This window comes from Leisingera sp. ANG1 (assembly GCF_000203975.2).
Taxonomy (GTDB): domain Bacteria; phylum Pseudomonadota; class Alphaproteobacteria; order Rhodobacterales; family Rhodobacteraceae; genus Leisingera.
Map to the genome: position 1 here is coordinate 221,007 of NZ_AFCF02000008.1, position 26,596 is coordinate 247,602.

A 26,596-nucleotide genomic window follows, 5' to 3' on the forward strand; every position below is an offset into this window, starting at 1 on the left:
AAGGCCCGGAGGAACACCAGATGAACGTCCCCAACCCGAAAATCACCACGGGCGCATTGCCCGCATCCCGCAAGATCTACGTCAGCGGCGAGGTCCATGAGGACATCCGCGTGCCGATGCGTGAGATCTCCACCCACCCCACCGCGGGCGAGGCGCCGTTGCCGGTCTATGACAGCTCCGGCCCCTATACCGATCCGGAGGTCCTGACCGACATCCGCCAGGGCCTGCCCGCCCTGCGCCGCCAATGGGTTGAGGCGCGCGGCGACGTCGAGAGCTACCAGGGCCGCGATGTGAAGCCCGAGGACAACGGCTTTGTCGAAGGCGACCGTCTGACGCCGGAGTTCCCGGTGAAGCCCGCCCCGCTGCGCGGCAAGGACGGCAAGGCGCCGACCCAGCTGGCCTATGCGCGTGCGGGCATCATCACGCCGGAGATGGAGTTCGTGGCGATCCGCGAAAACCAGCTGCGCGAGCTGTCGCCCTGCCACGGCAACCGCGACGGCAATGACTTTGGCGCCAACATCCCGGACTACGTGACGCCGGAATTCGTGCGGTCCGAAATCGCCGCCGGTCGCGCCATCATCCCCGCAAACATCAACCACCCGGAAATCGAGCCGATGATCATCGGCCGCAATTTCAAGGTGAAGATCAACGCCAACATGGGCACCTCTGCCGTGACCTCCTCAATGGAGGAAGAGGTCGACAAGCTGGTCTGGGCGATCCGCTGGGGCGCCGACACGGTGATGGACCTGTCCACGGGCCGCAACATCCACAACACCCGCGAATGGATCGTGCGCAACTCCCCTGTGCCGATCGGCACGGTTCCGATCTACCAGGCGCTGGAGAAGGTGAATGGCATCGCCGAGGACCTGACCTGGGAAGTGTTCCGCGACACGCTGATCGAACAGGCGGAACAGGGCGTCGATTACTTCACCATCCATGCGGGCGTGCGGCTGCATATGGTGCCGATGACGGTGAACCGGGTGACGGGGATTGTCTCGCGCGGCGGCTCGATCATGGCGAAGTGGTGCCTGCATCACCACAAGGAGAGCTTCCTCTATGAGCATTTCGAGGAAATCTGCGACATCTGCCGCCAGTATGATGTGAGCTTCTCTTTGGGTGACGGGCTGCGGCCGGGCTCCATTGCGGACGCCAATGACGAGGCGCAGTTTGCCGAGCTGGAAACCCTGGGTGAGCTGACCCAGATCGCCTGGGCCAAGGACTGCCAGGTGATGATTGAGGGGCCGGGCCATGTCGCCATGCACAAGATCAAGGAGAACATGGACAAGCAGCTGGAGTGCTGCCACGAGGCGCCGTTCTATACGCTGGGGCCGCTGACCACCGACATTGCGCCGGGCTATGACCACATCACCAGCGGCATCGGGGCGGCGATGATCGGCTGGTTCGGTTGCGCGATGCTGTGCTACGTGACACCGAAGGAACACCTGGGCCTGCCCGACCGTGACGACGTGAAGACCGGGGTCATCACCTACAAGATCGCAGCCCATGCTGCCGACCTCGCCAAGGGTTTGCCCGGTGCCCAGCGCCGCGACGATGCGCTGAGCCGCGCGCGGTTCGAGTTCCGCTGGGAGGACCAGTTCAACCTGTCGCTGGACCCGGACACCGCGCGCGAATTCCACGACCAGACCCTGCCGAAACAGGCCCACAAGGTTGCCCATTTCTGCTCCATGTGCGGGCCGAAATTCTGTTCGATGCGGATCAGCCACGACATCCGCTCCGAGGCGCAGAAAGAGGGCATGGAGGCGATGGCCGCCAAGTTCCGCGAGGGCGGCGAGCTCTATGTGCCTGCCGCTGAAGCAGCGGAACCGGCGGAATGATCACCATCGCAGGCGCGGGCCTGGCCGGCCTCGCCTGCGCCTATGAACTGGCGCAGCGCGGGGCCGCGGTCACCGTTTATGAGCGGGGCAAGGCGCCCGGGGCTGGCAGTGTCGCACGCTTTGCGGGCGGCATGCTGGCGCCCTGGTGCGAACGCGAAAGCGCCGAAGCAGAGGTGATCACCCTCGGCAGCCGCGCCTTCGGCTGGTGGGCCAAGGTCACGACCGTGCACAGGCGCGGCACGCTGGTGGTGGCGCCTGCCCGCGACCGGGCAGAGCTGACCCGTTTCGCCCGCCGCACAAGTAGCCACCGCAGTGTGGACGGAGCGGAGATCAGCGCGCTGGAGCCAGCGCTGGCGGGGCGGTTTGCGCAAGGTCTGTTCTTTGAAGGCGAGGCGCATCTGGACCCGCGGCGGGCGCTGCGGGACTTGAGCGCCAAGGTGCAGGAACTGGGGGTCGAGATCCGCTATGGCTCACCCGCCCCGGCCCGCGTCACGCTGGATTGCACCGGGATGGCGGCACCGCTGCCCGCCTTGCGCCCGGTGCGCGGCGAGATGGCCATCCTGCATTGCACGGAGCTGGAAATCCGCCGCACCCTGCGCCTGCTGCACCCGCGAATGCCGCTGTACCTGGTGCCCCGCGGCGATGGGCATTTCATGATCGGCGGCACCATGATCGAGAGCAGTTCCGACCGTGCCGTCACGCTGCGCTCGCTGAGCGAGCTTTTGAGCGCGGCCTTTGCCCTGCACCCGGGCTTTGCCGAGGCCGGCGTCGTGGAAACCGGCGCGGGCCTGCGCCCGGCCTTCCCCGAAAACCTGCCGCGGCTCACTGAACAAGACGGCACGCTTTACCTTAACGGGTTGTACCGCCATGGCTTTTTGCTGGCACCCGCGATGGCGCAGCAGGCCGCGGACCACCTGCTACCGGAGACTTCAGATGAAGATCATCGTGAACGCCAAACCGCATGAGGTTTCGGCAAGTGACCTGCAATCTGCCCTGCGGGAACTCGGCTTTGCCTGTTCCTCTGTTGCGACCGCTCTGAACGGCACATTTGTTGCCCGCGGCCAGCGGGCAGAGGTGCAACTGGCGGAGGGCGACCAGTTGGAAGTCCTGGCCCCGATGCAGGGAGGCTGAGATGGAATTCTACGGAACAGAGATCACCTCGCGGCTGCTGTTGGGCACCGCGCAATACCCCTCGCCCGCGGTGCTGGCAGAGGCGGCAAAATCAAGCGGCACGGAGATTATCACCGTCAGCTTGCGCCGGGAGACCGCCGACGGATCCGGCACCGCCTTTTGGCAGGAGCTGCAGAAGACCGGCTGCCGCATCCTGCCGAACACAGCGGGCTGCCATTCGGTGCAGGAGGCGGTGACAACGGCCCGTATGGCGCGGGAGCTGTTTGATACGCCATGGATCAAGCTGGAGGTGATCGGCCATTCCGACACGCTGCAGCCGGATGTATTCGGGCTGGTGGAGGCCGCGCGCATCCTGAGCAGTGAAGGCTTCCAGGTCTTCCCCTATACCACCGATGATCTGGTGGTGGGTGAGAAACTCTTGGAGGCGGGCTGCGAGGTGCTGATGCCCTGGGGCGCGCCGATCGGCTCCGGCCAGGGGCTGCGCAACCCGGATGCCTTGCGCGCGATGCGGGGGCATTTCCCGGGGGTGCCGCTGATTGTTGATGCCGGGATCGGGCGGCCCTCGGATGCTGCCCAGGCGATGGAGCTGGGGATGGATGCGGTGCTGCTGAACACTGCCGTGGCCAAGGCCGGCGACCCTGCGGGCATGGCCCGTGCAATGGCGCTGGCGGTTGAGGCGGGCCGTGCGGGCTTTGCTGCCGACCCGATGGAGCGGCGCGACATGGCGGTGCCCTCAACCCCGGTTCTGGGAATGGCGGAGTTTGCTTGATGGAACGGTTTTATCTGATCACAGGCCATGTGGGACGGCTGGAGCTGCTGGTGCCGCATGGGGTCAAGCTGGTGCAGCTGCGGATCAAGGACCAGCCGGAGGCTGAAGTCCGCCGTCAGATTGCCCGGGCGCGGGATTTCTGCGCGGTGCATGATTGCCAGCTGGTGGTCAATGACTACTGGCAGGCGGCTTTGGACCTGAACTGCGGCTTTGTGCACCTGGGACAGGAAGACATGGACACCGCCGACTTTGCCGCGCTGCGCCGCAAAGGGGTCCGCTTCGGCCTGTCGACCCATGACGAAGCGGAACTGGACCGTGCCCTGTCCCTTGGGCCCGCGTATGTGGCGCTGGGGCCGGTCTATCCGACACTCCTGAAGAAGATGAAATGGGGGCCGCAGGGGCTGGAGCGGGTCACGCGCTGGAAGCAGATGACAGGCGATGTGCCGCTGGTTGCCATCGGCGGGCTGACCCCGGAGCGGCTGCCGGGGGTTTTTGCAGCGGGCGCCGACAGCGCGGCGGTGGTGACGGACATCCAGCTGGCAGACGATCCTGAGGCCCGCACCCGCGAATGGGTGCAGGCTTGCCGGATCCGGGAGGACGCATGAGCCGCTATGCGCGTCAGATGGTCCTGCCGGAAGTAGGTGCGGAGGGCCAGGCACGCCTCGCCCGCGCCCATGTGCTGGTGGTTGGTGCCGGGGGGCTGGGCTGTCCGGTGCTGCAATACCTGGGCGGTGCCGGTGTCGGGCGGATCACCATCATGGACGGGGATGTGGTAGAGGAAAGCAACCTGCACCGGCAGGTGCTCTATTCCATGGCGGACATCGGTTTGCCCAAGGCGGAAGCGGCCCGGCAGCACCTGCTGGCGGCCAATCCGGGCCTGCAGATCACAGCGCAAGTCCGGCGCCTTGATGCGGCCAGCGCAGAGCAGATGGTGGCTGACGCCGCTGTGGTGGTGGATGCGGCGGACAGTTTTGCGGTGTCTTATATCCTCTCTGACGAGTGCCTCAGGCAAGGTAAGGTGCTGATTTCAGCCTCCGCATTGGGGCAGTCGGGCTATGCCGGGGGCTTCTGCGGCGGCGCACCGTCGCTGCGTGCCATTTTCCCGGACTTGCCTGCACAGGCCGCGACCTGCGCAACCGCCGGTGTGATGGGGCCGGTGGTGGGCATGATCGGCGCCCTGCAGGCGCAACTGGTGCTGAAGGCGCTGCTGGGTCATCAGCCCTCGCCGCTGGGGCAGCTGTTTGTTTTCCGGATGGGAGAAATGCAGGTCAGCACTTTCCGCTTTGACGAAGCCGAAGAGCCGGGGGAGGCCCTGCCCTTCATTGCAGCGGCTCATATCTCGCCTGACGACACGGTGGTTGAACTGCGGGACACCGCTGAGGCGCCCAAGTTGCTGGCTCCGCAGGCCCGCCGGATCGCGCGTGCGGAGCTAACAGCAGCGGGGCTACCAAGGGAGAGCCGGATCGTGCTGTGCTGCCGCAGCGGGTTGCGGGCCTGGGGTGCGGCACAGGATCTGCGGCAAGCGGGATACCGCAACCTGGCCTTGCTGGCCGCCGGGGACAGCGCATGACGGTGATCCTGGCCATTGGCGGCACCGACAGCAGCGGCGGTGCGGGGCTGACACGGGATACGGCGATGGCCGCAGAGCTGGGCGTGACTGTCCGCCCGGTGGTGACAGCCGTCACGGCGCAAACAGACGAGGCAGTTCTGGGTGTTCACCCCTGCCCGCTTGAGGCGGTGGCGGATCAGATCCGCGCGTCGCTGGCAACATCCCCGGCGCCGGGTGCTGTGAAGATCGGCATGCTCGGTTCTGCCGCAGTCGCGGAGGCTGTGGCGGCCGCCCTGCCAGCCGGGCTGCCCATTATCCTGGACCCGGTCCTGAAAGCGAGTTCCGGCGGCACGCTGATGGACGCGGACGGGTTTGGCACCTTGCTGCGCCGTGCGGCGCTGGTCACGCCCAATCTGGCGGAGCTGAAAGTGCTGGCAGGCGTCGGCGGCTCAGTTGAAGTGAAGGCTGCGGCGCTGCTGGCCCAAGGCGCGCAGGCGGTGTTGGTCAAGGGCGGGCACGGCACCGGCACCAAGAGCACCGACCTGTTGTTCACGCCGCAAGGGTCAGCCAAGCGGTACACGGCGCAGCGGCTGCCTGTTGCGAAACGCGGCACCGGATGCAGCCTCGCCACCGCAATTGCCTGCCATCTGGCGCGGGGCGCTGATTTGGACAGCGCTTGCGGTCAAGCCAAGCTCTCTGTCCACCGCTGGCTGCGCCGCTGACCGCGGCAAGGTCGCTGGCAGGCCGCTTTCAGGCCGGTTTCAGGACGGAGCGAAGCGTTCAGTCTCCCTAGGGTCGCGGCAGCACCGCTGCCATCTTAACCGGGAGACTTGCCGCATGGCCGATATAACCGCGCTTAGCGCCGAAACGATGGCTGCCAAACTGCGGGCGCGGGAGCTGAGTGCCCGCGAAGTGCTGGAGGCCCACCAAGCGCGGACCGAAGTACAGGAACCCACGGTCAACGCTTTCATCACCCTGGACTGGGAGGCAGCAGAGGCGCGGGCGGCGGAGCTGGATGCAATGGCGACACGCGGGGATTTTGCCGGCCCGCTGCACGGTCTGCCCGTTGCCATCAAGGATTGCTTTGAAACCAAGGGGCTGCGCACCACCTGGGGGTCCAAGAGTTTTGAGACCTTTGTGCCGGATTACGACGCGCTGCATGTGGCCCGGCTGCGCGCAGCCGGTGCGGTGATCACCGGCAAGACCAATACACCGGAGTTCACCCTGTCGGGCCAAACCGCCAACCTGGTCTCCGGCACCACCCGCAATCCGCTGAACCCGCAAAAATCCGTTGCGGGAAGCTCCGGCGGCGCGGCAGCGGTACTGGCGGCAAACATGGCGGCGCTGGCCGACGGCTCCGACCTGGGCGGCAGCACCCGCACCCCTGCCGCCTGGTGCGGTGTGGTGGGGATGCGCCCTTCCTCCGGCCTGATCCCCTATGATCCGAACCCGGCGCCTTTTGACGGGCTGTCGGTGCCGGGGCCGATGGCGCGGACGGTGCGGGACCTGGTGCTGATGCTGGAGGTGATGCAGGGCAATGCGGCTTGCCAGCCGCTGGGGTACTGGCAGGCGCTGCCGCGGCTGGCGGAGCTGGAAGAGGCCCCTGCACCGCGCTCTGGCCGGGTGGCGCTGTCACTGTCCCCGTTTGGCTCCAGCGTGGAGCCATCCGTGCAGGCGGCGATTGCCCCGGTGGAGGCGCTGTGCCGCGAGCTGGGCTGGCAGGTCGCGGAAGACACGCCGCCTCTGGAGCCGCTGCTGGCGCATCAGGACATCATCCGGGGCCAATGCGCGCTGCAGCTCCGGTCTGCATTGCAGCCGGATATGGCGCTGGCGGGCGAAAGCTACCGCACCGCTTGCGCCCAGGCCGAGGGGCGCAGCCTAGCGGAGCTGATCGCCTATCAGACCACCCGCGCCAAGGTCTGGGCAAATGTCTGCGCCTTTTTCGAGCGTTACGACTTTGCCCTCTGGCCCACTGCGACGGGGATGCCGTTTTCCGCTGACCTGCGCGACGGGGAGATCACTGAGGACTGGCGCACGGTGACGCTGACGCCGCCGATGGAGCTGCCCTCTGCCTCCATCCCCTTTGGCAATTCAGCTGACGGGATGCCGACGGGGTTGCATATCACCGGGCCGAAAGGGTCGGATGCGCGGCTGCTGCAGTTTGCCCGCAGCATTGAGCGGGCGCTTCAGGGCTGACGCGCCTCAGCGCATCCAGAAGCCTTCGGATTTGATCCGGTTGCGGATCGCCTGTTCGCGCCGGGGCAGGTTTTCGCGGTCAAACAGCGCCCGCACCTTGTCGCCGCGGCCCTGGTAGACCATGCGCTTGATCGGCTCGTAGCCTTTCAGCACCTTTTTGATCCTGTTTGGTGCGGCAACCTCCTGCAGCACTTCCACCACGCGGTCGCTTTCGCGCGCGTAAAGCAGCGGGAACAGCCGGTAGTGGCAGCTGACCTCGCCGTCGAGATAGCCTGCGGGCAGCGCATCGCGGCCGCCGCCAAAAGAATGGATCACCAGCGGCAGCACGATCTGGTCCAGCCAGGGGTCCAGGCTTTGGCCCGCCAGTTCCTGCGGCGGGTCGTTCCGAACAGATTGCGCATAAACCAGAAAGCGTTTGCCAAAGGCCCGCGGGCAGGCGCCATAGAAAAAGCCCGCGTTGAAATAGAGGTAACGCTTCCAGTATTCATCCGGCTGGCTGAGATCGAGGCTGGACAGAAAATCAAGGCCGAAGCGGTCATAGAGCACCTGCCAGATGCCCGCGTAGCCCGGACCGTACAGCGTCGGCTTCGGCCAGGTGCCCTCAACCCGCAGCGAGGCGCTGGGGCGGGAGAAGTCAAACGGCACCTCTGCCAGCTCGCCGGTGATCAGCGTGTCGGTGTCAAAGAACACAAACGGCTCCCCCTCGGGCAGCGCCTGCAGCGCCTCGATCTTGTTGCCATAGGGGTAGGCCGCGCCGAACAGCTTGCTTTCGAACGGCAGGATCTCTGCGCCCAGATCCGCAAGGGCCTGCAGGACATCCTGATTGCGGATGCCGGGATCTTTGTCCCACAGCGGCCCCGGCTGCGGCACGGCCACGAACAGGCGGCCGGAAAATCCCGGGGAACAGTGGCGCAGCGAGGCAGCAAACAGCAGCGCCTCATACTGCAGCCGGCCCGCTTGGCCGACGATCATCACATTGAAGGGGGCATTTGCCATTGTTTTCCCCGTTTTCCGTCTCTGCCGGGCGGTTAGGACTGCGCGTTAAGGCAGCAAAGAGAATTGCCTGCTAAGCTAGCTATAAGCCGGCAGGAAGCCGCGCAACCGGCCTTAGGAATTTCAGGGCGCCTTGTGACGCAAAAGGCGCCCGAGAGTGGAGAGAGACGATGTTTGACGTAATCCTGGCCATCATTGCTGCCTCGGCCCGGCCCGGGGTGGACAGCGGCGCGCCGGCAGCTGCCGCAGCGGCACCCGCCGCGGAAGCGGCGCAGACCGCCCTGACCGCGGAACCGCAAGAGGCGACTGGCAGCTTTACGACTGCGCTTGAGGTCAAGCCGATCCTGGCGGCGACGCAGGCCAACTGGATCCATGTGCGCGAGTTTGATGGGCAGGATCTGCTCTATGTGACCCACCTGTGGTCCTGGCGCTGTGGCCTGGCGCAGATCAAGCTGGGGGTGAACGGCCAGGCGCCGGAAATCTGGCCGCTGCCGGACTGCCATCTGGACGAAGGCTTTCCCAACATGATCAAGGAAGAAGACGGCCTGCCCTACCGCAGCTACCCGCTGGGCTCGATCCAGCAGATCGCGGTTGAGGTGACCTATGATGACCTGACCTCCGAAAGCCTGACCTTCGGCCGCAACGGCCAGCCGGTGCAGTAATACAGAGCAGCTGCGGCCTGCAATCCGCGCGGCAAACGGGCTGTTACGGGGAAATGAGAGACACGCCGGGCAGACGCTGGATGGAATAGAGATCCTCCTCATAGGCCTCACTCATTTCCGCGACCAGCCCTGCAGTCCAGCCGGGGAAATCCAGCTCCTCCTCGAGCGCATCCTCCCTTGCGAATTTTTCGAGAAAGGCTGCGCAGACCCGGCGCTTGTGGATCTCTGTCATATCCGGGTGTGCGTCCAGATAGGCGCGCAATCGCTCAACCCCTGCGGGCTGCATGAGCGACGCCAGCAGGTCGAACCCGCCCTTGACCGGCGCTGACATTTCCAGCCCCGCGAGGTCACGCAAAACCTGGCCCCAGATCAGTGGCAAATCCTCGTAACACCAGACCGTGATTGGCATCTGCGGCACCGCCTGCCGCATCCGCTGCAGCAGGCCGGACCAGCGCAGCTGCAACGGATCGCATCCCTGGAGAGCTTCGCGCACGGTGCCGCGGGCGGATTTTGCAAACAGCGCAGGCAGAAAGGCCGCCGGGTTGCGCAGCGCCATGAAGATTTCCAGCTGATCATAGGGAAACAGCTGCTGCAGCCCTTGCAGCCGCTGCTCTGCGTCCGGATAAAAACTGCTGCCCCGCAGCGCATGCCGCGGCGAACCGAAGAAATGCGGGTTAGAAAACACTACCCGGCTGGCCGGGCTGTCATCCAGAATGGCATCCCACAGGACATCAGGCGCCTCTGCTGCGGCGGTGCCGCTTTTCATGGCGGCCAGGCAATCCTTCAGCAAACTGCGGTATTTTCCGGGACCGGGTACAGCGACGCCTTGCCGTGACAGCGCGCCTGTGTTCTTCAACAGCGCCTTCAGCAACAGGTCCTCCTCAGTGGCATGCGCGCCGCAGTGAATGATGACCTGCATGAGCGGACCCGTGTTTGCCTGTTGCCTGTGTCCAGACCTACTGCGGCGCGGCCGCCAGGTCAAACCAGAGGCCAGGCACCTGCCCGGTCTGCAACGGATATTCATCAGGTTTTCCCCACATGAGAGCAGGCCTGTCCGCTTGTTGAAAAAGACCTCTTGCGACCGACCCGCGAACGATGCTAAGCGCGGTTTCACAGCTCAGCGCCCCTATAGCTCAGCTGGTAGAGCAACTGATTTGTAATCAGTAGGTCCGCGGTTCGAGTCCGTGTGGGGGCACCATTTTCCCGGATGTCAGTTATTCCGAAGCAACCAGGTTGCGGTCTGCACAGGCGGATGAAAATACCTGCGGCAAAACTGCTCTGTATTTCGCTGCGGCGGGAAAAGACTTCAATTGCCTGCGCAGATGCGGGCAGCTTGCCGGCACAGTTTACCCAAGGCGTTTCTACAAAATGCTGGCTTCGATCGCCAGGCCTCAGATGCGGAACGTGCTCCCGGCCCTCGCGCCGAGCTGCGGTTTTTGCTGAGCACTGGTCGCCAGCTTCAATGGCCAAAGTGTAACTTGGCACTCGAAAAAGTGAACTGGAGCTAGACTCCAATTGATGCTGGGAAATTCAAAATGATACCCGATCCGCGCTAGTGTGGCGGGTCCGCATTTCAAATAATTTCTTGAAAATTTCGTAAAAATGACATAAGCTGATACTGCCATGCAACAGTGAGTGGTTAAATTATCCTAACATGGTAAACCGTGGACTTGATGCGTTCATCCGGGATCACGGAGAGCGTTGAATAGCAATTTGCTATTCTTCTCATTTGCTAATGGAGCAAAACTAGGGGGTTTATTTACTAGGGGGGGTATCAAATGATTGTTAGGCCAGAATTGCGCTGCGAAACACAAAGCAGCGCAAGCGTCCGTTCTGCACCTAAAAGCCTGCTTTCCTCTCGTGGAGAGCGTGCGGCCATCCGCAAGGACGCCGCCACCGGGCATGTGGGCAATTCTCCGAAGGCAGACCTGAAATTCCAGCTTGCAAAGACGAAAACCGGCTTGTGGCAAGTTCTGGATGCCAGGTTTGCTTGCGGCGGAGTGTTTCAGGACCGCGTGTCTGCCACGCGGTTTATCCGCCAGGAACTTGCCGGCTGCAGGGCGCCCCTTGTGTACGTGCTGATTGGGTCCTCAGAATAGGCGCCCCTCCTGCACGGCCCCGAACCGGGCTGCCACACAACTTCAAATACAGTTAATTTCCCCGGCCAGACCTGTGTCTGGGGTGTGCTGCGTTAGATATGGAGAATACCATGGAACACGTGCAGCAATTCGGATCGGAAAATGTCCAATTTTCCGAAACCGGACTATTTGCGAGATATGAATCCAATGTGCAATCCTATGCCAGGTCAATGCCTGCAGTTTTTGCAAAAGCCGTCGGCTGTGAAATCTGGAGCGAGGCGGGAGACCGCTATCTCGATTTTCTATCAGGTGCAGGATCACTGAATTACGGGCACAACAACCCCGTTCTGAAAACGGCACTGACCGAATATGTGAATTCGGATGGCATCGTTCACAGCCTTGACCTGCACACAGAGGCCAAGGCGTTCTTTCTGGCGGAACTTGCGGACACTATCTTGCGGCCCCGCGGGCTGGATTATGTTACTCAGTTCACCGGGCCGACCGGCACAAACGCGGTGGAAGCGGCGTTGAAACTTGCCAGAAAAGTGACCGGCCGGACCACTGTTGTGCACTTTACCAACAGCTTCCACGGTGTTTCGCTTGGCTCGCTTTCCATGACCGGCAATCAGACCCTGCGCAAGGCGGCCGGCGTGCCGCTGCAGGGGGCGGTTTGCATGCCATTCGACGGCTATCTCGGGGACGGCGTGGATACGATCGCCATTCTGGACCGGATGCTTTGCGACAACTCCAGCGGCATCGACCTGCCAGCGGCGGTGCTTGTTGAAACCGTTCAAGGGGAAGGCGGCCTCAACCCCGCAAGCCGGGAGTGGCTGCGCAAGCTTGAGGCGCTGTGCAACCGCCTGGAGATCCTGCTTATTGTCGACGACATTCAGGCCGGCTGCGGACGCACCGGCACGTTCTTCAGCTTTGAGGCGGCGGGCATTGTTCCGGATATCGTCACGCTGTCGAAATCCCTCTCCGGCTATGGGCTGCCGCTGGCGATAGTCCTGCTGAAACGGGAACTGGATCAATGGGAGCCCGGTGAGCACAACGGAACCTTCCGCGGCAATAACCATGCCTTCGTGACCGCCGCTGCAACGCTGCGCCACTATTGGCGGACAAAGGACTTCTCCCGGGATGTCATGCGGAAGGCTGAATATCTCGAGGGACGCCTGCAGGGCATCGTCGCCCGGTTCCCCGGGCATCTGGAGAGGGTCAAGGGGCGCGGGTTCATGCGGGGCATCAGCTTTGCGAACGCAGGCAAGGCCGGTCAGGTGCGCGACCGCTGCTTCGCCCTTGGGCTGATCTGCGAGCGCTGCGGACCGGATGACGAAGTCGTCAAATGCATGTCGCCTCTGACGATCACCGACGGGGAACTGGCCGAGGGACTGGACATCCTGGAGCGCGCCACCGCTGATATTCTGGGTGCGCGAGGCAGATCCGGCCCGAAAATCCGCATCGCGAAGTCCTGACCCGGCAACTGTGCATCAGCTTTCCTAACCGCTGGACAGCGCTGTTGAGGGACGTTTGCATGAGAATTCCGGCTCAAAGTCTGCCGTTCTGCGACCCTTGAGCCGGAAAGGTTGGGAAGGGGGGGCACAGTTTTCCTTCCCAACCGGACTGCGGGCACCGCATTTGCGAGCCTGCAGCCGCATCCATCCACGCAAACCCCGCCAGGGCGACGGAAAGCACAGAGCACAGCACCACCACGCAACGACGCCTGAACAGCCCGCGCTGCACGGCGTTCCGGCCAATGGAGCTCAAAAGTGCTTACGTGTCATTCAGCAGTGAACTCTGTCCGCTGGCAGCCCGGTGAACGGCTGCACCACCTGTTCGAAAGACGCTGCGATGAATTCGAGGCCTCCGGCGACAGTGACCACCTTGCAGTCATTTCCAGGGACGCCACGCTGACCTTCCGGGATTTGGACAACTGTGCCAATCAGCTGGCCCGCTACCTGCTGTCAAACGGGCTGGGACCGGGCAACCGCATTGGCCTGATGTTCGACAAATCCGCGGCATCCTATACCGCCCTTCTGGCGGTGCAGAAGATACACGCCGCATATGTGCCGCTGGATGAAGGTTTCCCCCGCGAGCGCATAGCCTTCATTCTGGAAGACGCGGGCGTCGACGCGGTTCTTTCGCTTGAGCGGTATGCCGGCTGCTTTAGCGGAATTGATCTTCCCGCACATTTTCTGGACTTCGCTGCGCCGCAAATCGAAGCCTGCAGCACGGCCCGGCTGAGCCCCGCTGAACTGACAGGCAAAGGCGACGAGGTTGCCTATCTCATCTACACGTCAGGCACGACAGGGAAGCCGAAGGGCGTCGTGATTGAACAGGCGAGTATCTGCAATTTTGTGCGGGTCGCAGCCGAGACCTATGGCTACCGGCCCGACGACCGGGTGTATCAGGGCATGACGATTGCGTTCGACTTTTCCGTCGAAGAGCTTTGGGTGCCGCTATTGGCCGGGGCGGCACTTGTTCCCACCAAGCAGGGAGTGAGTCTGGTCGGAGAAGAACTGGCAGATTTTCTGCGCCGGCGCCAGGTCACTGCGATGTGCTGCGTGCCGACGCTGCTGGCGACATTGGAAGAAGAATTGCCAGACCTGCGGCTGCTGCTTGTTTCGGGAGAGGCATGTCCGCAAGGCCTGATCTCTCGCTGGCACCGGGATGGCCGCACGATCCTGAATGCCTATGGACCAACGGAAGCGACCGTTACATGCACCATAACTGAACTGCACCCGGACAAGCCGGTCACCATCGGCGGCCCGCTGCCCAGTTATTCGATTGCCATCCTCGACCCGGACGAGGACACCGAGCTGGCAGATGGCGAGCTGGGGGAAATAGCCGTCGCAGGCGTTGGCTTGGCCGCCGGCTATCTCAACCGTCCGAATCTGACCGCCAGGAAATTTGTTCCCGATTGCCTGAACGGCCCCAACAACCCTTCCCGCCGGCTTTACCGCACGGGCGATCTGGGCCGTATCAACGCCGATGGCGAAATCGAATTTCACGGCCGGATAGACACCCAGGTCAAACTGCGGGGGTACCGTATCGAGCTGACGGAAATCGAGTCGGTGCTGCTTGAACTTCCTGAAATCTCTCAAGCCGTCGTCGACACCTGGGAAACCGAACCCGGCACGCGGGAGCTGGTTGCCTACTACGCCCTTAACCAAGGTGTTGCAGCGCTGGACAAGGAAACCGTCGCCCGGAAGCTGAAGGAGCGGCTGCCGGCCTATATGATCCCTTCATATCTGGAGGAGCTGAAACACATTCCAATGACCGTCAACAACAAGGCGGACCGGAAGCAGCTGCCGGCCCCGGCCGGGCCGCGATTCATTGTCAGCAGCAAGAATGCGGTTGCCCTGCAGGGCGAAGTGGAGGAATTGCTCGCCGGGCAGCTTTACCCGATCCTGGATGTTGAACAGATTTCGGCGGACGACCATTTTTTTGATGATCTTGGAGCCCATTCCCTGCTGATGGCGCGCTATTGCGCGGCACTGCGCAAATGCCCCGAGCTGCCGAGCATCTCGATGCGCGATATCTACCTTAACCCGACAATCCGTAAGCTGGGCGATTTTGCAAAGGCCGCAGCACCTGCCCCGCAGGTCCGCAAACCGCCGCAGGCGCCCAAACCCGCACACATCGCAAGCGACCGCGCGTACCTTCTTTGCGGAGCTGCGCAAGCCGCCTGGATGATGGCCTATGGGCTGGCGGGCTTGTGGCTGATTGTCAAATCCATTGAATGGGCGCTGTCGGGCAGCCCCACCGCCGTAGAGGCGGGCGGGCGCATGATGCTCGCCGGTTTTGGTCTGTTTGTGCTGTTCAGCCTGCTACCGATTGCCGCGAAATGGACGCTGATCGGCCGTTGGAAGCCAGGGCGTTTTCCGATTTGGAGCATGGCGTATTTCCGGTTCTGGCTGGTCAAGGGACTGGTGCGCAGCGCTCCGCCGGCCCTGCTCGCCGGCACGCCGGTCTACAATGTCTATTTGCGCGCCCTTGGTGCCAGGATCGGACGCGGCACTGTTATCCACTCCGCCACGCCGGTCTGTACCGATCTGCTGTCAATCGGCAGCAACACAATCCTGCGCCGCGAAACGGTTGCACTTGGTTACCAGGCCGAAGCCGGCTTCATCGAGACCGGGCCAGTCACAATCGGAGATGATGTGTTCATCGGCGAGGCCAGCATTCTTGAAATCGGCTCGTCAATGGAAGACGGAACCCAGCTTGGCCACGCGTCGAGCCTGGAAAGGGATCAAGTTGCACTTTCCGGCAAGCGCTATCACGGCACCCCTGCTGTCGAAACAAATGATGACTATTGCAGGATCGAACCGCGCCGCTGCAGCGAACTGCGCCGGTGGGCCTATACGCTCGGCGGACTGACCTTCGGCTTCCTGATGTTAGGGCTGATGTCCAGCGTCTTGGGCGCGGTCATTCTGGGCGGTCATGTGAATGAAATCGCCGCTGTCACTGACCTGCGGGAGATGGCAATCCTCGCCGTGCAAGTCACGCTTGTCCTTTACCTCGTGGCCTTTCCTGCCGGGCTTCTGTTCATCGGTATCATGCCCCGCATTGCACATAAATTCGTGGAGCCCGGACGGGTCTATACGCTGTATGGTTTTCACTATTTCATGCACGGCCTTGTTGCCCGCTGGTCGAATTCGCGCTTCTACAATCTGATTTTCGGCGACAGCTCGGCAATTGTCTATTACCTGCGGTATGTCGGCTACAACCTGAACAAGGTGGTGCAGACCGGGTCGAATTTCGGGATCAATCACCGCCACACCGATCCGTTCCTTTGCGACATTGGCAGCGGAACAATGGTTTCGGACGGGCTGTCCATGATCAACACAGAGTATTCGGCCTCGTCCTTCCGCGTGCTGCCCGTGAAGATCGGTGCGCAGAACTATCTGGGCAACAACATCCACTATCCTGCCGGCGGGCGTACGGGTGAAAACTGCCTGATCGGGACCAAAACGATGATACCTGTCGAAGGACCGGTATTGGAGAATACAGGCCTTTTGGGTTCACCCCCGTTTGAGATTCCCAGGGCCGTGCAGCGTGACACAGAGATGGCAAGCCAACTTGAAGATGCAGCCCGTGCCGGCCGGCTAAAGGAGAAGAATTATCACAACCTGATCACGGCCCTGATCTATCAGGCAGCTATGCTTGTGCTTGTCTGTATCATGCTGTTCTCGGCTCAAATCGCCTGGCAGGGCTATCTTGCGGTTGGTTTTCCGGCCTTTGCAGTCCTGGCCATTTGCCTGAGCTTCTTCACCATCGGCTATTTTGTCTTCTGCGAACGGGCCAGTCTTGCTTTCGGCAGGCTGAAACCCCGTCAGGTGATCGTGCTTGATGATTATTTCTGGTCGCACGAACGGCATTGGAAAATGTCCGAACATCCAGTCCCTGCCCTATTTGCAGGAACGCCAATGCGCGGTCTCCTTGGCCGCCTGCTGGGCATGCGTATCGGCCGCAAGCTGTTTGATGATGGCGCCCAGTTCGTGGAACGAACACTTATCAGCATCGGCGACAATGCAACTCTTAACTACAGGGCGACGCTGCAGTGCCACTCCCTGGAGGAAGGCGTGTTCAAATCGGACCGCATCTCAGTGGGCAGCGGGGCCACAGTAAGCGTTGGCGGCTTTGTCCATTACGGTGCCAGCGTTGGTGACAAGGCGGTCTTGGGAGCCAACGCCTTCCTTATGAAAGGTGAAGAAGTCGGTGCAGGCGATGTGTGGTGCGGCAACCCGGCCTGCCCGCCGCCGCATACCGAAGCAGAAAGCGCACTGAACTTCGGCCACCGCGACGCAGAGGTGCGAGTAAACGCTTGCCAGCAGCCGCTTTGTGCCGAATGATTCAACCGGGCATTGCTTGCCCGCCGTGTTGCAGACGGCAATTGAGTGCGTCATGTTCGACCGGCAGGGATGCTCTGCTTTGGGCAGTATCTTGAGCACGGACCGGGCAGGACCTCAGGAGGACCGCAAGGAAATGAAATCCATTGTTGTGACATGCGCGGCGTGCGCCTTGGCGCTTGCGGTGCCTGCGGGTGGCTGGGCCGAAGAAAACCGTCTGGTTCTTCTGGATGGAGCAGACGGGCCAGAAGACGAAAGCTATGATCCAGCCGCGCCCTTTCTGGCTGAACTGACATTGGAATATCTCCACAACGACAGTGATGATCCGGACGATCAGGAAGACGAATACACAGCTACGCTGGATCTCGAATTTTACTTGAACGAGAACGTCTTGCTGGTTGGCACCTTGCTTGGCACATCGGTGAAAGGTGAGGGAACATTTCCGAACGACTACGATTTCTATTTTGAAGAGTTGTACCTGAATGCAGAGATTGACAGCGTTGGTGTCTTCGGCGGCAAGTTCAACCCGGTGTTCGGAATAGGTTTTGATGACGTGGCCGGAGAGCTCTACGGTGCGGGCTATCACGACGATTATGAACTGACTGAGCGGCTTGGAGCAGGTGTCTACTATTCCTTTGAGGATGCTTCGGGCGGTGAACACACCCTAGGCGCCAGCGCCTTTCAGCTGGATACCAGCTTCCTCGCCAAGAGCTTTTTGCGCGGTGAGCGGCTTGCGTCCCGTGCCGACGGCGGGCTGAGCAACACTGGCGGCCTGAATTCCTACAACATCTGGCTGGAAGGCGAAGATGCCTTTGGCATCGAGGATTCCCGCTACAACATCACTTACCGCTCGCAAGAGGGCGGGCTTCCGGGAGAGGCAACGGAAACCGGCTTTGCCGCTGGCGCCAGCAAGCTGTTCGAGCTTGCCAACGGCAATGAGCTGGAAGTGTTCGCCGAACTGGTCAGCCTGGACAACTCGCAAGACGACGGCGTGTCCTTTGATCAGGAAACCTTGATGGCGAACGCCGCATATTATTTCGGCGCCGACTGGGTCGCCACACTTGGCGGCGGCGTGCAGGACATCGGCAACAGCAGCGACACAACCGAAATTGCCAATGGCAGCAACCGCTTTGCCACCGCGTCTGTGGGCAAGACTTTTTTTGACAGCCTGTATGTGGAGCTGGCATACAAACGCGAAAAGACGAGCGGCAGCTACGAAAACTCCGCTGGCGTTTTGTTCTCCTATAGCGTTGATTTTTAAGTAAGGCTGGAAAACTGCGCGAATTTTGGCGGTTTCAATTGTCCCCCGTCAGCCAGCCGGAAACCTGCGGCGCCCTGCCTGATGCCTGGTTGTGCAGTTTGGCAAAGATCTCAAGCGGCTCCGAAATCATGCCAAGCGGCAGTTTAACCAGATACCGGCTTGGAAGACTGGCTCCTTCAGGAAGAACTACACAACCAAATCAGGCGTTCCAGCACCAATCAGGACACTTTGAAAATATTGCCATTGGTGATTTGGCGCACTGCCCGGTCCATGCGGAATTGATTGCCCCGATCGGTGTGCTCATCCGCCAGCAGATCCTCGTATCTATCGGCCACGGCACGCAAGTGTTCCAGAGCGTCATTCTTGCGGTCCTTCAGTGCCATCAGGTAGCCGCGCGACAACTCCAGGAAATACTCGTACTTGCGCTCAATACCCGGGAAGGCAACAGCGTCGTGATATGCCAAGCATTCTTCGTAGCTGCCTTGGGTGAAAGGATCATAGTCAGCTACTTCCTGCGGTACGTCCTTGATGCTGGTATAAATTGATGACGTGAAGACCTGGCCCTCCCAGCGGTAGTAATCCCTGAGGTAGCCCATCGTGACCTTGATCCAGGGCAGCCGGTCAAAGAAGAAGTCCTGATTGATCAATACAGAGTTCCCACCGATCATCGAGGGGTAAAACTGTTTCGAGACATGGGCGTTCAAGCGCATGGTTTTGCAGACATCTATGAACGCTATCTCGATAGGAGCGCCCTCCCACACTTCTTCGTTCAAGTCACCGATGTGAAGCGAGATCAGGTCTCTGTAGGGGTCTACGTTCTTTTCCAAAATGGGAACAAAGCTCTCCCCGAGAACGTAGGGTGTGCCATGGAAGACCCTGTTTTTGTCGATCTTGTCGCTGGCAGGCGCAGGCAGGAACCCCAGTTCGTAACCATGCAGAGGCCTGGCATCGGGAAAACCCGAGAAATCCATTCTGGCAAAGTCCGGGTTGGTTTGGAGACCAGAAGCACTGGCAACCAGGGAAGATCCAAAGAAGCTGCCACCGTCGATGATGGCCCCATCACCGCGGTACAGCTTGCTGGTCAGAGCAGCCAGCATTGCCCGTTCCATATATGACAGCATGCCCGGTGCGCCGCCCTGGCGTTGGCTAAGCACTAGGTTGGGAAGGTCAAGTTTTTCTACAAACGAGCTGCCGACGACCCCCGCCGCAATCACTGAATACATATCAAATCACCCTTTTCTGTTCTGGCGCGCCACAAACAACCGGTAGCAGTTCAAGCCAGCCGAGGAGAGGCTTAGGTCTGATGCCTACAGCGGCAGTTACGAGCAAGGAGGCGGCCGGGAGAAGCAATCCGCCCGGCCGCCGTCTATGCTTATAAGAAGTCAGCTGCCGGAAAGGCCCAGAAGGGTCCCTTGGGGGTCAGCCGCTGTGTCTCCTTACCGCTGTTTACTTCCAAAGCGATACACAAGGGATTTTAGATGTGTCGCAGCGCGTAGCGTACTTCTGAGCGATCTCGCGCACTTCTTCCATCAGGTTTTCTTTCAGCCTGACGGGCTCAAGGCCAAGATACATGAAGCCTTCGTTGTTCACTTTCAGCTCATTCTCGGCCATTTCGTTCCGCGGGTTTTCGAGATAGGAAATTTCAGCTCCCATCATGGTGCGAAGCATTTGAGCCAGGTCGCGAACACGGTGTGTCTCCGTCATCTGGTTCAGGATCCGGACACGTTCACCATCCTCTGGCGGGCTTTCCAGTACCAGTTCAATACAGCGGCAGGTGTCCTGGATATGGATGAAGGCGCGCGTTTGACCGCCTGTCCCGTGCACAGTGACAGGATAATTGACCGCCGCTTGCATGATGAAGCGGTTCAGAACCGTGCCGTAGTCTCCGTCGTAGTCGAAACGGTTGATCAGCCGTTCGTCCAGCTTGGTCTCCGGCGTTTGCGTTCCCCACACGATACCCTGGTGCAGGTCGGTGACCCTGACACCGTCATTCTTGTTGTAGAAGGCGAACAGGAGCTGATCCTGGCATTTGGTCATGTGGTAAATCGACCCCGGGTTCGGCGGGTACAGGATGTCCTGTTCGATGTCGCCCGAAGGAGTTTCGATTTTCACATTCAAATAACCCTCTGGGATCTCAATCCCGGCGGTGCCATATCCATAGACCCCCATGGTCCCGAGATGGATCAGATGGGCATCCGAACCAGCCTCGACCAGAGCCGCCAGAACATCGTTGGTCGCATTGAGGTTGTTTGAGACTGTATAGCGTTTGTGCGCCGCGCTTTTCATGGAGTAAGGCGCAGCCCGCTGTTCCGCAAAATGGATTACGGCATCCGGCCGCTCTTCACGGATCAGAGTGAGCAGCCGTTCATAATCCTGCCCCACCGTCAGGTTTTCAAAGCGGATCGTTTTGCCGGTCAGCTCCTTCCAGACACGCAAGCGCTCGCCGATCGGCCGGATGGGGGTGAGGCTTTCAACCTCAAGCTCTACGTCGATTTTCCGGCGGGAAAGGTTGTCAACGATAACAACGTCATGCCCACGGTTTGAAAGATAGAGACTGGTCGGCCAACCGCAGAACCCGTCTCCTCCAAGAATGAGAACTTTCATCCAAAATTCCCCTTATGATTGTTTTGAGTGGAGATTAATACCGCTTAGATTTCTTTCGCAAGCGGAAATGCGCATTTGAAACTGGAGCACTTTTTACTGCTGGAGCTGCCTGAATGAACTCTCCGGCAGGGCGGCCGCCTTGCCGTGGTCTTCCTCCAAGTCAGCACCAGACGTCTGCCCGCACTCAGCTGACAGCGGTGTTGATATTGCCTTGGCAAGCGCCAATGCGTGTGAGGCCTCTGTCCGCTCCTGTAACAGAGCGTCGCGCAATTGCAGCGCATTTGCGCGCGCCTTCGCGGGATCAGCCAGGACTTTCCGAAGGACGGCGGCCCATTGATCAGCAGGCGCATCCGCGGGCAGGCAATGGGACAGCCCGGGACGCAGCACTTCCCGTGTCCCGCCGGCATCCGCCCCCACAAGCGGAATGCCCGTCATGCCAGCCTCCAGCAGTTGCACTGGCACCCCATCCCACGCGGAGGTATAGAGCCACACGTCGGCTTCCCCCAGCGGCAGGCTGGCAAAATGCTCATATTCCCCTTCCAGGCATACATTGGCAGGGCGATCCGGAAGCGGCGGCCCTCCTTCCAGCACACTGGAACCCCACATCCGGAAGTCCGCTTCCGGCAGGCTGCGGGCAATCTCATATACCAACCCGGCTCTCTTTTGCGGATCCATCCGCCCGCCCCAAAAGATCTGGGGACGCCGGCCCGTGCCGGATGGCGGCGCTGGCGCGGCCGGGATCGAGCTGTCTGCCGGACTCGGCAGAACATGCACCCGCTCAGCCAACTGGCGCGGCAGCATAAAGCGTTCACAAAGTTCGCTGGCCAGGAACTGGCTGTCCGTGAGAATTCCCGCCAGTTTCTGGAAATGCGGATAGACACGCCGAAGCGGATACCCCGTCCAATATCCATACGGGGTTTGCTCGTTGCAGAACAGGCAGGCAAACAGGCGAGCTGAAGACGCAAGCGCGGTTCCGAAAGGGGGCATCGCGTCCCACAGAAGCCGGGAATTCACATTGAAGACACATTCCGGATGCAGAGCCCGCAAAAACTCCACCAGAACCCGCAGCCGTGCCTCCTTTTCCAGACCGGACGTCAGTGCTGCGAAGTCCACCACGCGAACGCCCGGCGGCAGCTTGCCTTCTGGCATGGTTCCGGATTGATCCGTCAGGATGACCAGCACTTCGTTCGCATCACCGTCTGCCAGCACCCGGGCAATATGACCTTCGAAGCGTGGTGCAGCACCGAAACGCGGACGGTTCACGCAAATCACATGGCGCGCGCGCCGGTGGCCTGCAGCGCCATTCAAGCGCCACATCGCCGCCGTGCGTTCCGATACTGCATCCGTGTGGAACGGCGGAATCTTAATCTGCAGAGCCTGCATCCACCCTTGCTCAACCAAGGGTTCGTGCTGAGCGGCACGCGCCACCTGTGCACCCAGCTCTCCAAACTCCAGCCGCTGGCGGAGCCCGCCGTACCGGGACCTCCACAATTTAAATGCATCCCCTGCGGAACAGCCGAGCATCTCGGCAATTGTGCCGAACGCAGTTACCGGGCGGGGCACATATCCCTCATGCTCGCCTTTTTCCAGCCAGTGCAAAAACGGGTTCATCCCGCTGCGGGCCACATCCGGATAGCTTTTCAGGTAGGCTTTGGTGGAAAACCAAGGAGCCGGATTACGGCCTTCTTTCCAGCCGGCTCGGACATAATGCGCTACCGGGTCAAAGTTTTCGAGAGCGGCAATGTCCGGGTAAGAAGCAAGGTAGAAAGCGTAGTCAAACTTGGCCCGTATAACCTTGTAAGCCCGCCGGTCGCGCCAAGAAATTCTCCTCTTGTGCGCCCGGGCACGTTCCACCCGCGCTGCAAATGCAGCGCCGTAATGCGGAACCTGCTCAAGCTGCTGACCTGGGGGCACGTGCGGGCTTTCCGGAGGAAGTGCAACCTGACCGCAAGCGCCAAGGTCTGCAACCCGGTCCACGGCCATTGGCTCCAGCTGCCGGACAACTGCCTTGCGCGCACGGCTCTGAGTAACCAGAGACGCGTCGCGCCGCCGCTTGAAGATAATTGTGTCAGGCGCGTTCAGGTGCAGCCAGCCGCCCGCCATTGTTTCGATAGAAAACTGCCAGTCCTGAAACGACAGCCCCGCCGGAATATCACGTGCAGAATATTGAAACTCCAAATGTGCCTCGCGCGGAGCAAGGCACAGGCTGTCGTAGTAATTCATGCAATAGAAGTGATACGGCGAGAACAAAGGGTCTGTCTGGTCTGGCTTCAAGAACACCGAATGCGCCCCGTCAAAGAGCCAGTTGAGTTCAGGGTGCACGATCACCCGGTGCCCTGCCCGCTCAGCTTGGCGCAAGCGGTCCATCCCGTCGCTGAGCCAGTTTTCCGAAAAAAGGTCATCAGCATCCAGGAAGGCAATGCTGCGCCCCTTTGCCAAACGCACGGCGGCATTGCGCACCCTTCCCAGGTCACCCTCTTCGAAACTGATTTTCCGCCAATTCAGAAGTTGAGGCTGCGAGAACCACTGGCAGGTTTCTTCAGTCGCATTGTCCAGCGCGACAAGGCGCTCAACTGAGTATCCCTTGGCTTCGGCAGCACGGATCGCATCATCAGCTGCCCTGATCGTTGGCCCGCAGACCAGCGTTTCATCGTGCGCCGTGAGAATTACAGACAAATCAAAACTGATGCCCGGCACTACTCTGCTTCACCCCTGAACGGATTTTTTGTTTTCAACGCCCGTCCACAGGACCGAAGCACCGCTGCAGCCCCTGGTATTAGAAGCACGCCATCAATAATTTCGCCTTTTATCGCGCAGCGATTGCGGGTACGCAACCCTCAGACGAAAGGATTTTTCATGAAGAACAGCTCTGCATTTATCCTGATTGGCGGCTATGGTTTCGTGGGCCGCAACATCCTGGATGTTGTCCAGAACGGCCCTGAATTCGCCGGGCTGTCCCCCGCTGTGATCGACAACATGTCCAATGCGGCACCGGGCCATGAAACAATCGACGTTCCAGCCTTTTGCGGCGGCTATGAGGAGCCAGGTGCCAAAGATTTCCTGGCTGATCTGGACAAGCAAGAGTTCAACGGCCGCATCTTTGTGTTCCTGGCTGGGGAGACCCGGGTCGCTGAATCCAAGGACAGACCCCTTGATTTCATTGAGGCAAATATCAGCCAGCCGGCCGGTTTCGTTCTGGATGCCGTGAAACCCGGCGACCACTTCATCTTGATCTCAACGGCTGGTGCTCTCTTCGACGGCACCTTCGAGGTCCGCAACACCTCTGCGTACTGTCCCAAGAATTTCTACGGCGCCACAAAGGCAGCTGAAGAAATGATTCTGGAAAAGCTGGTCGAGCTGCGCGGCGGCACATTCTCGGTTATCCGGATGACTAACGTTTATGGCTGCTATTCCGAAAACAAAAAAAGCGCCATCCACGCCTTCACCCGCGCAGCACTGGAAGAAACGGATGTGTTTATTAACGGCGACGGCGAGCAGCGGCGCGATTTCATCTATGCCGGGGATGTCGGCCGTGGCATTGCTACCCAAGCGTTGAGGGTTCAAAACGGCGCAGAAACGTCCCGCGTGAACACGCTGGGCGCCGGAGTTTCAACTTCGCTGATGGATGTTGTCAGTGCGATTGAGGCTGCAACCGGCAAGACGCTGAGCTACACGAAAATTCCAGCCGAAGAACTTCTGAAAACCGAACCCCGGGATGTCATCGCGTCACGCGAAGATACTGCGGTGCTGCTCGGGGGGGAGTTCACCCCATTGGTCGAAGGAATTCGAAGCACACACGCCTATTATGCGCGCCGGAGCGCTGGGGCTGACACCTGATGAAAACGGCCCTTTATGTCGCCTATCATAAACCGGCACCGCGCCTTCAGAGCACCTGCGTGCTCCCTGTTCAGGCAGGCAGGGCGCTGACCCGGTCTCCGATCCCCGGAATGATCGGCGACGAAACCGGCAAAAACATCTCGGAAAAAAACGAAACCTGGTGCGAACTAACCGTACTCTACTGGGCTTGGAAGAACCATACGGGAAATGACCTGACCGGACTTATGCACTACCGTCGGCTGCTGGATTTTTCGGGCCGCGTTTCATCCGGTCCGGTGGAGACATTTCCGAACGAATTCGACACGCGTGCCTGGTGCCGTGAGGCCGAAGAGTGGATCATGCAGGAAGGTGCGAATTGGGACATCGTGCTGCCGCGGCCGCACCGGATGGGCAAAACAGTAGAAGAAAACTACCGGTCCGGCCACAATGCGCAGGACTGGGAAGAGATGTGCCGCATAATCCGGCGCGACCACCCGGAATATTCCGCCAGCCTGGATGCCGTGGCTTCCGGCTACGAGGTGCGGCTGGGCAATCTGGCCCTCATGGCCAAGCCTGTACTCGACAGGTATTGCAGCTGGCTGTTCGACATTCTTTTCAAAGTTGAGGCCGCTCCTGTAAACCGTGACACCTACAGCCCTTACCAGGCTCGATATCCCGGGTTCCTGTCGGAACGGCTGCTAACCGTTTTTGTCCACCACGAAGCCAAGACAAACCCGTCGGCACGCATCAAGGAAGTGTCGGTCCTGAACCTCAGCCGCGCGGCGGTGTCTCCGTTCTTGGTATCTGCAGACTGCCGGGGGCAAAGCGCCGTTAATATTGCCTGTTCGGCAGACCGGGCTTACCTTCCCCACGCAGCTGCAATGCTGCGCTCGGTACTGGATCATGCAGACCCGTCGCGGCCGCTGAATTTCTTCTTCCTGCATTCGAATATCGACAATTGCGACCTGTCACTCTTGCAGGCAATGATGGATGAGCGGCCAGGCACCAGCTTTCACCCGATCAATGCCAATGGCATTTTCGAATCCAGTTACCGGTCTGCATCACGCGCACCTTCCAATGCCACTTACAACAGGTTCCTGCTCCCGTCTCTGTTTCCTGAGCTCAATCGCCTGCTTTACCTGGATGCGGACCTCATCGTCAGGGCTGACATCGGCAAACTGTTTGATGCAGATATGGGTTCAGCAGAAATCGCTGCTGTTCCCGACTGGATTATGACGCGTACCTTGTCCGGCCCGACCAGAACAATCGATCCCGAAGTCCCGGATCTGACCAAGTACCAGCGGGAAACTCTTGGACTAACAGAAGCTGAGATCGGGCGGTATTTTAATGCAGGGGTTCTGCTGTTCGATTTCGCTGCAATGAAGAACCCCGAAGCGATAGGCGGGAAGCTCCGCCGGATGGCCAGCGAGCGCCGGTATCTATTCAGGGATCAGGACATCCTGAATGTGTATTTCAAGGACAAGGTTTGCCTTCTTGATGCACGGTGGAACGTCTTCAACGCGCCGGAGCAGGCCTATGCCCGAGTACCGAGAAACAACCATGTGCAAGCAATGGCGGCCCGCCGCAGCCCTTGGATCACTCATTACGCCGACCGGGACTTCAAACCCTGGCTGGGCCATGCGGTCCCCGAAGCGCAGCACTACTGGCAGGCGCTGATCCGCACGCCATTCTATGGCGAGGTGGTAAGCGGACTGGCAAGGAAGGGCAGCCGCCGCAAGCGCAGGCTGGCCCCCTTGCTCGTGAGCGCTGGCCGCAAAACCGCAGAACGTATTCCCTTTTTGAAAGTTCCAATGCTGAAGCTCTACCATGCCTGTTCGGGCATCCGTCTCTGA

Annotated in this window: 19 protein-coding genes and 1 tRNA gene; 15 read left to right on the forward strand and 5 right to left on the reverse strand. The window is 60.7% G+C overall.

The window, feature by feature from the left end:
* The first annotated feature begins 20 nt into the window (after positions 1-20).
* The 8 genes from thiC to GC1_RS13795 all read left to right on the forward strand — a co-directional run bounded on the left by thiC (position 21) and on the right by GC1_RS13795 (position 7,480).
* Entirely contained in the window at positions 21-1,835 is a 1,815-nt protein-coding gene (gene thiC, locus GC1_RS13760; protein WP_019294656.1) for a phosphomethylpyrimidine synthase ThiC, read from the forward strand.
* Complete coding sequence (locus GC1_RS13765; protein ID WP_019294657.1) at positions 1,832-2,800, forward strand: FAD-dependent oxidoreductase; 969 nt, start codon at positions 1,832-1,834, stop codon at positions 2,798-2,800. Before thiC ends, GC1_RS13765 begins: the two co-directional genes overlap by 4 nt.
* Entirely contained in the window at positions 2,769-2,966 is a 198-nt protein-coding gene (thiS, locus tag GC1_RS13770; protein ID WP_019294658.1) for a sulfur carrier protein ThiS, read from the forward strand. Before GC1_RS13765 ends, thiS begins: the two co-directional genes overlap by 32 nt.
* Position 2,967: 1 nt before the next feature.
* Positions 2,968-3,735 (forward strand): thiazole synthase, encoded by a 768-nt coding sequence (locus GC1_RS13775; RefSeq protein WP_019294659.1) that lies wholly within the window; start codon positions 2,968-2,970, stop codon positions 3,733-3,735.
* A complete protein-coding gene (locus GC1_RS13780; protein WP_019294660.1) occupies positions 3,735-4,340 on the forward strand; it encodes a thiamine phosphate synthase in 606 nt (201 codons plus the stop codon). Before GC1_RS13775 ends, GC1_RS13780 begins: the two co-directional genes overlap by 1 nt.
* Positions 4,337-5,305: a HesA/MoeB/ThiF family protein gene (locus GC1_RS13785; protein ID WP_019294661.1), complete on the forward strand. Its 969-nt coding sequence runs from the start codon at positions 4,337-4,339 to the stop codon at positions 5,303-5,305. The genes GC1_RS13780 and GC1_RS13785 overlap by 4 nt, the downstream gene beginning before the upstream one ends.
* A complete protein-coding gene (thiD, locus tag GC1_RS13790) occupies positions 5,302-6,006 on the forward strand; it encodes a bifunctional hydroxymethylpyrimidine kinase/phosphomethylpyrimidine kinase (RefSeq protein WP_019294662.1) in 705 nt (234 codons plus the stop codon). Before GC1_RS13785 ends, thiD begins: the two co-directional genes overlap by 4 nt.
* A gap of 115 nt (positions 6,007-6,121) precedes the next feature.
* Positions 6,122-7,480: an amidase gene (locus tag GC1_RS13795; protein ID WP_019294663.1), complete on the forward strand. Its 1,359-nt coding sequence runs from the start codon at positions 6,122-6,124 to the stop codon at positions 7,478-7,480.
* 6 nt (positions 7,481-7,486) lie between these two features.
* Here GC1_RS13795 and GC1_RS13800 read toward each other — a convergent pair whose 3' ends face one another.
* The gene (locus GC1_RS13800; RefSeq protein WP_019294664.1) at positions 7,487-8,476 is read right to left on the reverse strand and encodes a hypothetical protein; all 990 of its coding nucleotides are present in this window, start codon (positions 8,474-8,476) and stop codon (positions 7,487-7,489) included.
* A 167-nt stretch (positions 8,477-8,643) separates the two neighbouring features.
* Here GC1_RS13800 and GC1_RS13805 point away from each other — a divergent pair, with 167 nt between their 5' ends.
* Entirely contained in the window at positions 8,644-9,135 is a 492-nt protein-coding gene (locus GC1_RS13805; protein ID WP_019294665.1) for a hypothetical protein, read from the forward strand.
* Positions 9,136-9,178: 43 nt separating this feature from the next.
* Here the strand turns inward: GC1_RS13805 and GC1_RS13810 are convergent, their stop codons facing one another.
* Positions 9,179-10,054 (reverse strand): hypothetical protein, encoded by an 876-nt coding sequence (locus GC1_RS13810; RefSeq protein ID WP_019294666.1) that lies wholly within the window; start codon positions 10,052-10,054, stop codon positions 9,179-9,181.
* Between the two features lie 203 nt (positions 10,055-10,257).
* Between GC1_RS13810 and GC1_RS13815 the strand changes: the two genes are divergently transcribed.
* From GC1_RS13815 to GC1_RS13835, 4 genes are all read left to right on the forward strand, one after another.
* Positions 10,258-10,333: transfer RNA gene (locus tag GC1_RS13815), tRNA-Thr, on the forward strand.
* 1,011 nt (positions 10,334-11,344) lie between these two features.
* Positions 11,345-12,685, forward strand: a complete 1,341-nt coding sequence (gene ectB / locus GC1_RS13825; RefSeq protein WP_019294668.1) for a diaminobutyrate--2-oxoglutarate transaminase — start codon at positions 11,345-11,347, stop codon at positions 12,683-12,685.
* A gap of 315 nt (positions 12,686-13,000) precedes the next feature.
* Entirely contained in the window at positions 13,001-17,065 is a 4,065-nt protein-coding gene (locus GC1_RS13830) for a Pls/PosA family non-ribosomal peptide synthetase (protein ID WP_019294669.1), read from the forward strand.
* Positions 17,066-17,198: 133 nt separating this feature from the next.
* The gene (locus GC1_RS13835; protein ID WP_019294670.1) at positions 17,199-18,323 is read left to right on the forward strand and encodes a hypothetical protein; all 1,125 of its coding nucleotides are present in this window, start codon (positions 17,199-17,201) and stop codon (positions 18,321-18,323) included.
* Positions 18,324-18,541: 218 nt separating this feature from the next.
* On the opposite strand, the gene GC1_RS13840 is transcribed toward GC1_RS13835, so the two are convergent.
* The 3 genes from GC1_RS13840 to GC1_RS13850 all read right to left on the reverse strand — a co-directional run bounded on the left by GC1_RS13840 (position 18,542) and on the right by GC1_RS13850 (position 23,624).
* Positions 18,542-19,546, reverse strand: coding sequence for a hypothetical protein (locus GC1_RS13840; protein WP_019294672.1), 1,005 nt, complete (start codon positions 19,544-19,546; stop codon positions 18,542-18,544).
* Positions 19,547-19,769: 223 nt separating this feature from the next.
* Positions 19,770-20,927 carry an NAD-dependent epimerase/dehydratase family protein gene (locus GC1_RS13845; RefSeq protein ID WP_019294673.1) on the reverse strand — a complete coding sequence of 386 codons (1,158 nt, stop codon included), beginning with the start codon at positions 20,925-20,927 and terminating at the stop codon, positions 19,770-19,772.
* Between the two features lie 93 nt (positions 20,928-21,020).
* The gene (locus GC1_RS13850; RefSeq protein WP_019294674.1) at positions 21,021-23,624 is read right to left on the reverse strand and encodes a glycosyltransferase; all 2,604 of its coding nucleotides are present in this window, start codon (positions 23,622-23,624) and stop codon (positions 21,021-21,023) included.
* On the opposite strand from GC1_RS13850, the gene GC1_RS21960 reads away from it, so the two are divergent.
* Both GC1_RS21960 and GC1_RS13860 read left to right on the forward strand, forming a co-directional pair.
* Positions 23,580-24,764, forward strand: a complete 1,185-nt coding sequence (locus tag GC1_RS21960; protein ID WP_193748120.1) for an NAD-dependent epimerase/dehydratase family protein — start codon at positions 23,580-23,582, stop codon at positions 24,762-24,764. The two genes, GC1_RS13850 and GC1_RS21960, sit on opposite strands and share 45 nt — an antisense overlap.
* A complete protein-coding gene (locus GC1_RS13860; protein WP_019294676.1) occupies positions 24,764-26,596 on the forward strand; it encodes a DUF4422 domain-containing protein in 1,833 nt (610 codons plus the stop codon). The genes GC1_RS21960 and GC1_RS13860 overlap by 1 nt, the downstream gene beginning before the upstream one ends.

Bases quoted from the DNA above. Each gene is read 5' to 3' on its own strand.
- GC1_RS13845 (WP_019294673.1), bottom strand. From the start codon at position 20,927: ATGAAAGTTCTCATTCTTGGAGGAGACGGGTTCTGCGGTTGGCCGACC.
- GC1_RS13765 (WP_019294657.1), top strand. From the start codon at position 1,832: ATGATCACCATCGCAGGCGCGGGCCTGGCCGGCCTCGCCTGCGCCTAT.
- thiD (WP_019294662.1), top strand. From the start codon at position 5,302: ATGACGGTGATCCTGGCCATTGGCGGCACCGACAGCAGCGGCGGTGCG.
- GC1_RS13840 (WP_019294672.1), bottom strand. From the start codon at position 19,546: ATGTATTCAGTGATTGCGGCGGGGGTCGTCGGCAGCTCGTTTGTAGAA.
- GC1_RS13785 (WP_019294661.1), top strand. From the start codon at position 4,337: ATGAGCCGCTATGCGCGTCAGATGGTCCTGCCGGAAGTAGGTGCGGAG.
- GC1_RS13780 (WP_019294660.1), top strand. From the start codon at position 3,735: ATGGAACGGTTTTATCTGATCACAGGCCATGTGGGACGGCTGGAGCTG.
- thiS (WP_019294658.1), top strand. From the start codon at position 2,769: ATGAAGATCATCGTGAACGCCAAACCGCATGAGGTTTCGGCAAGTGAC.
- GC1_RS13800 (WP_019294664.1), bottom strand. From the start codon at position 8,476: ATGGCAAATGCCCCCTTCAATGTGATGATCGTCGGCCAAGCGGGCCGG.
- GC1_RS13835 (WP_019294670.1), top strand. From the start codon at position 17,199: ATGAAATCCATTGTTGTGACATGCGCGGCGTGCGCCTTGGCGCTTGCG.
- GC1_RS13775 (WP_019294659.1), top strand. From the start codon at position 2,968: ATGGAATTCTACGGAACAGAGATCACCTCGCGGCTGCTGTTGGGCACC.
- GC1_RS13810 (WP_019294666.1), bottom strand. From the start codon at position 10,054: ATGCAGGTCATCATTCACTGCGGCGCGCATGCCACTGAGGAGGACCTG.
- GC1_RS13805 (WP_019294665.1), top strand. From the start codon at position 8,644: ATGTTTGACGTAATCCTGGCCATCATTGCTGCCTCGGCCCGGCCCGGG.
- thiC (WP_019294656.1), top strand. From the start codon at position 21: ATGAACGTCCCCAACCCGAAAATCACCACGGGCGCATTGCCCGCATCC.
- GC1_RS13860 (WP_019294676.1), top strand. From the start codon at position 24,764: ATGAAAACGGCCCTTTATGTCGCCTATCATAAACCGGCACCGCGCCTT.
- ectB (WP_019294668.1), top strand. From the start codon at position 11,345: ATGGAACACGTGCAGCAATTCGGATCGGAAAATGTCCAATTTTCCGAA.
- GC1_RS13795 (WP_019294663.1), top strand. From the start codon at position 6,122: ATGGCCGATATAACCGCGCTTAGCGCCGAAACGATGGCTGCCAAACTG.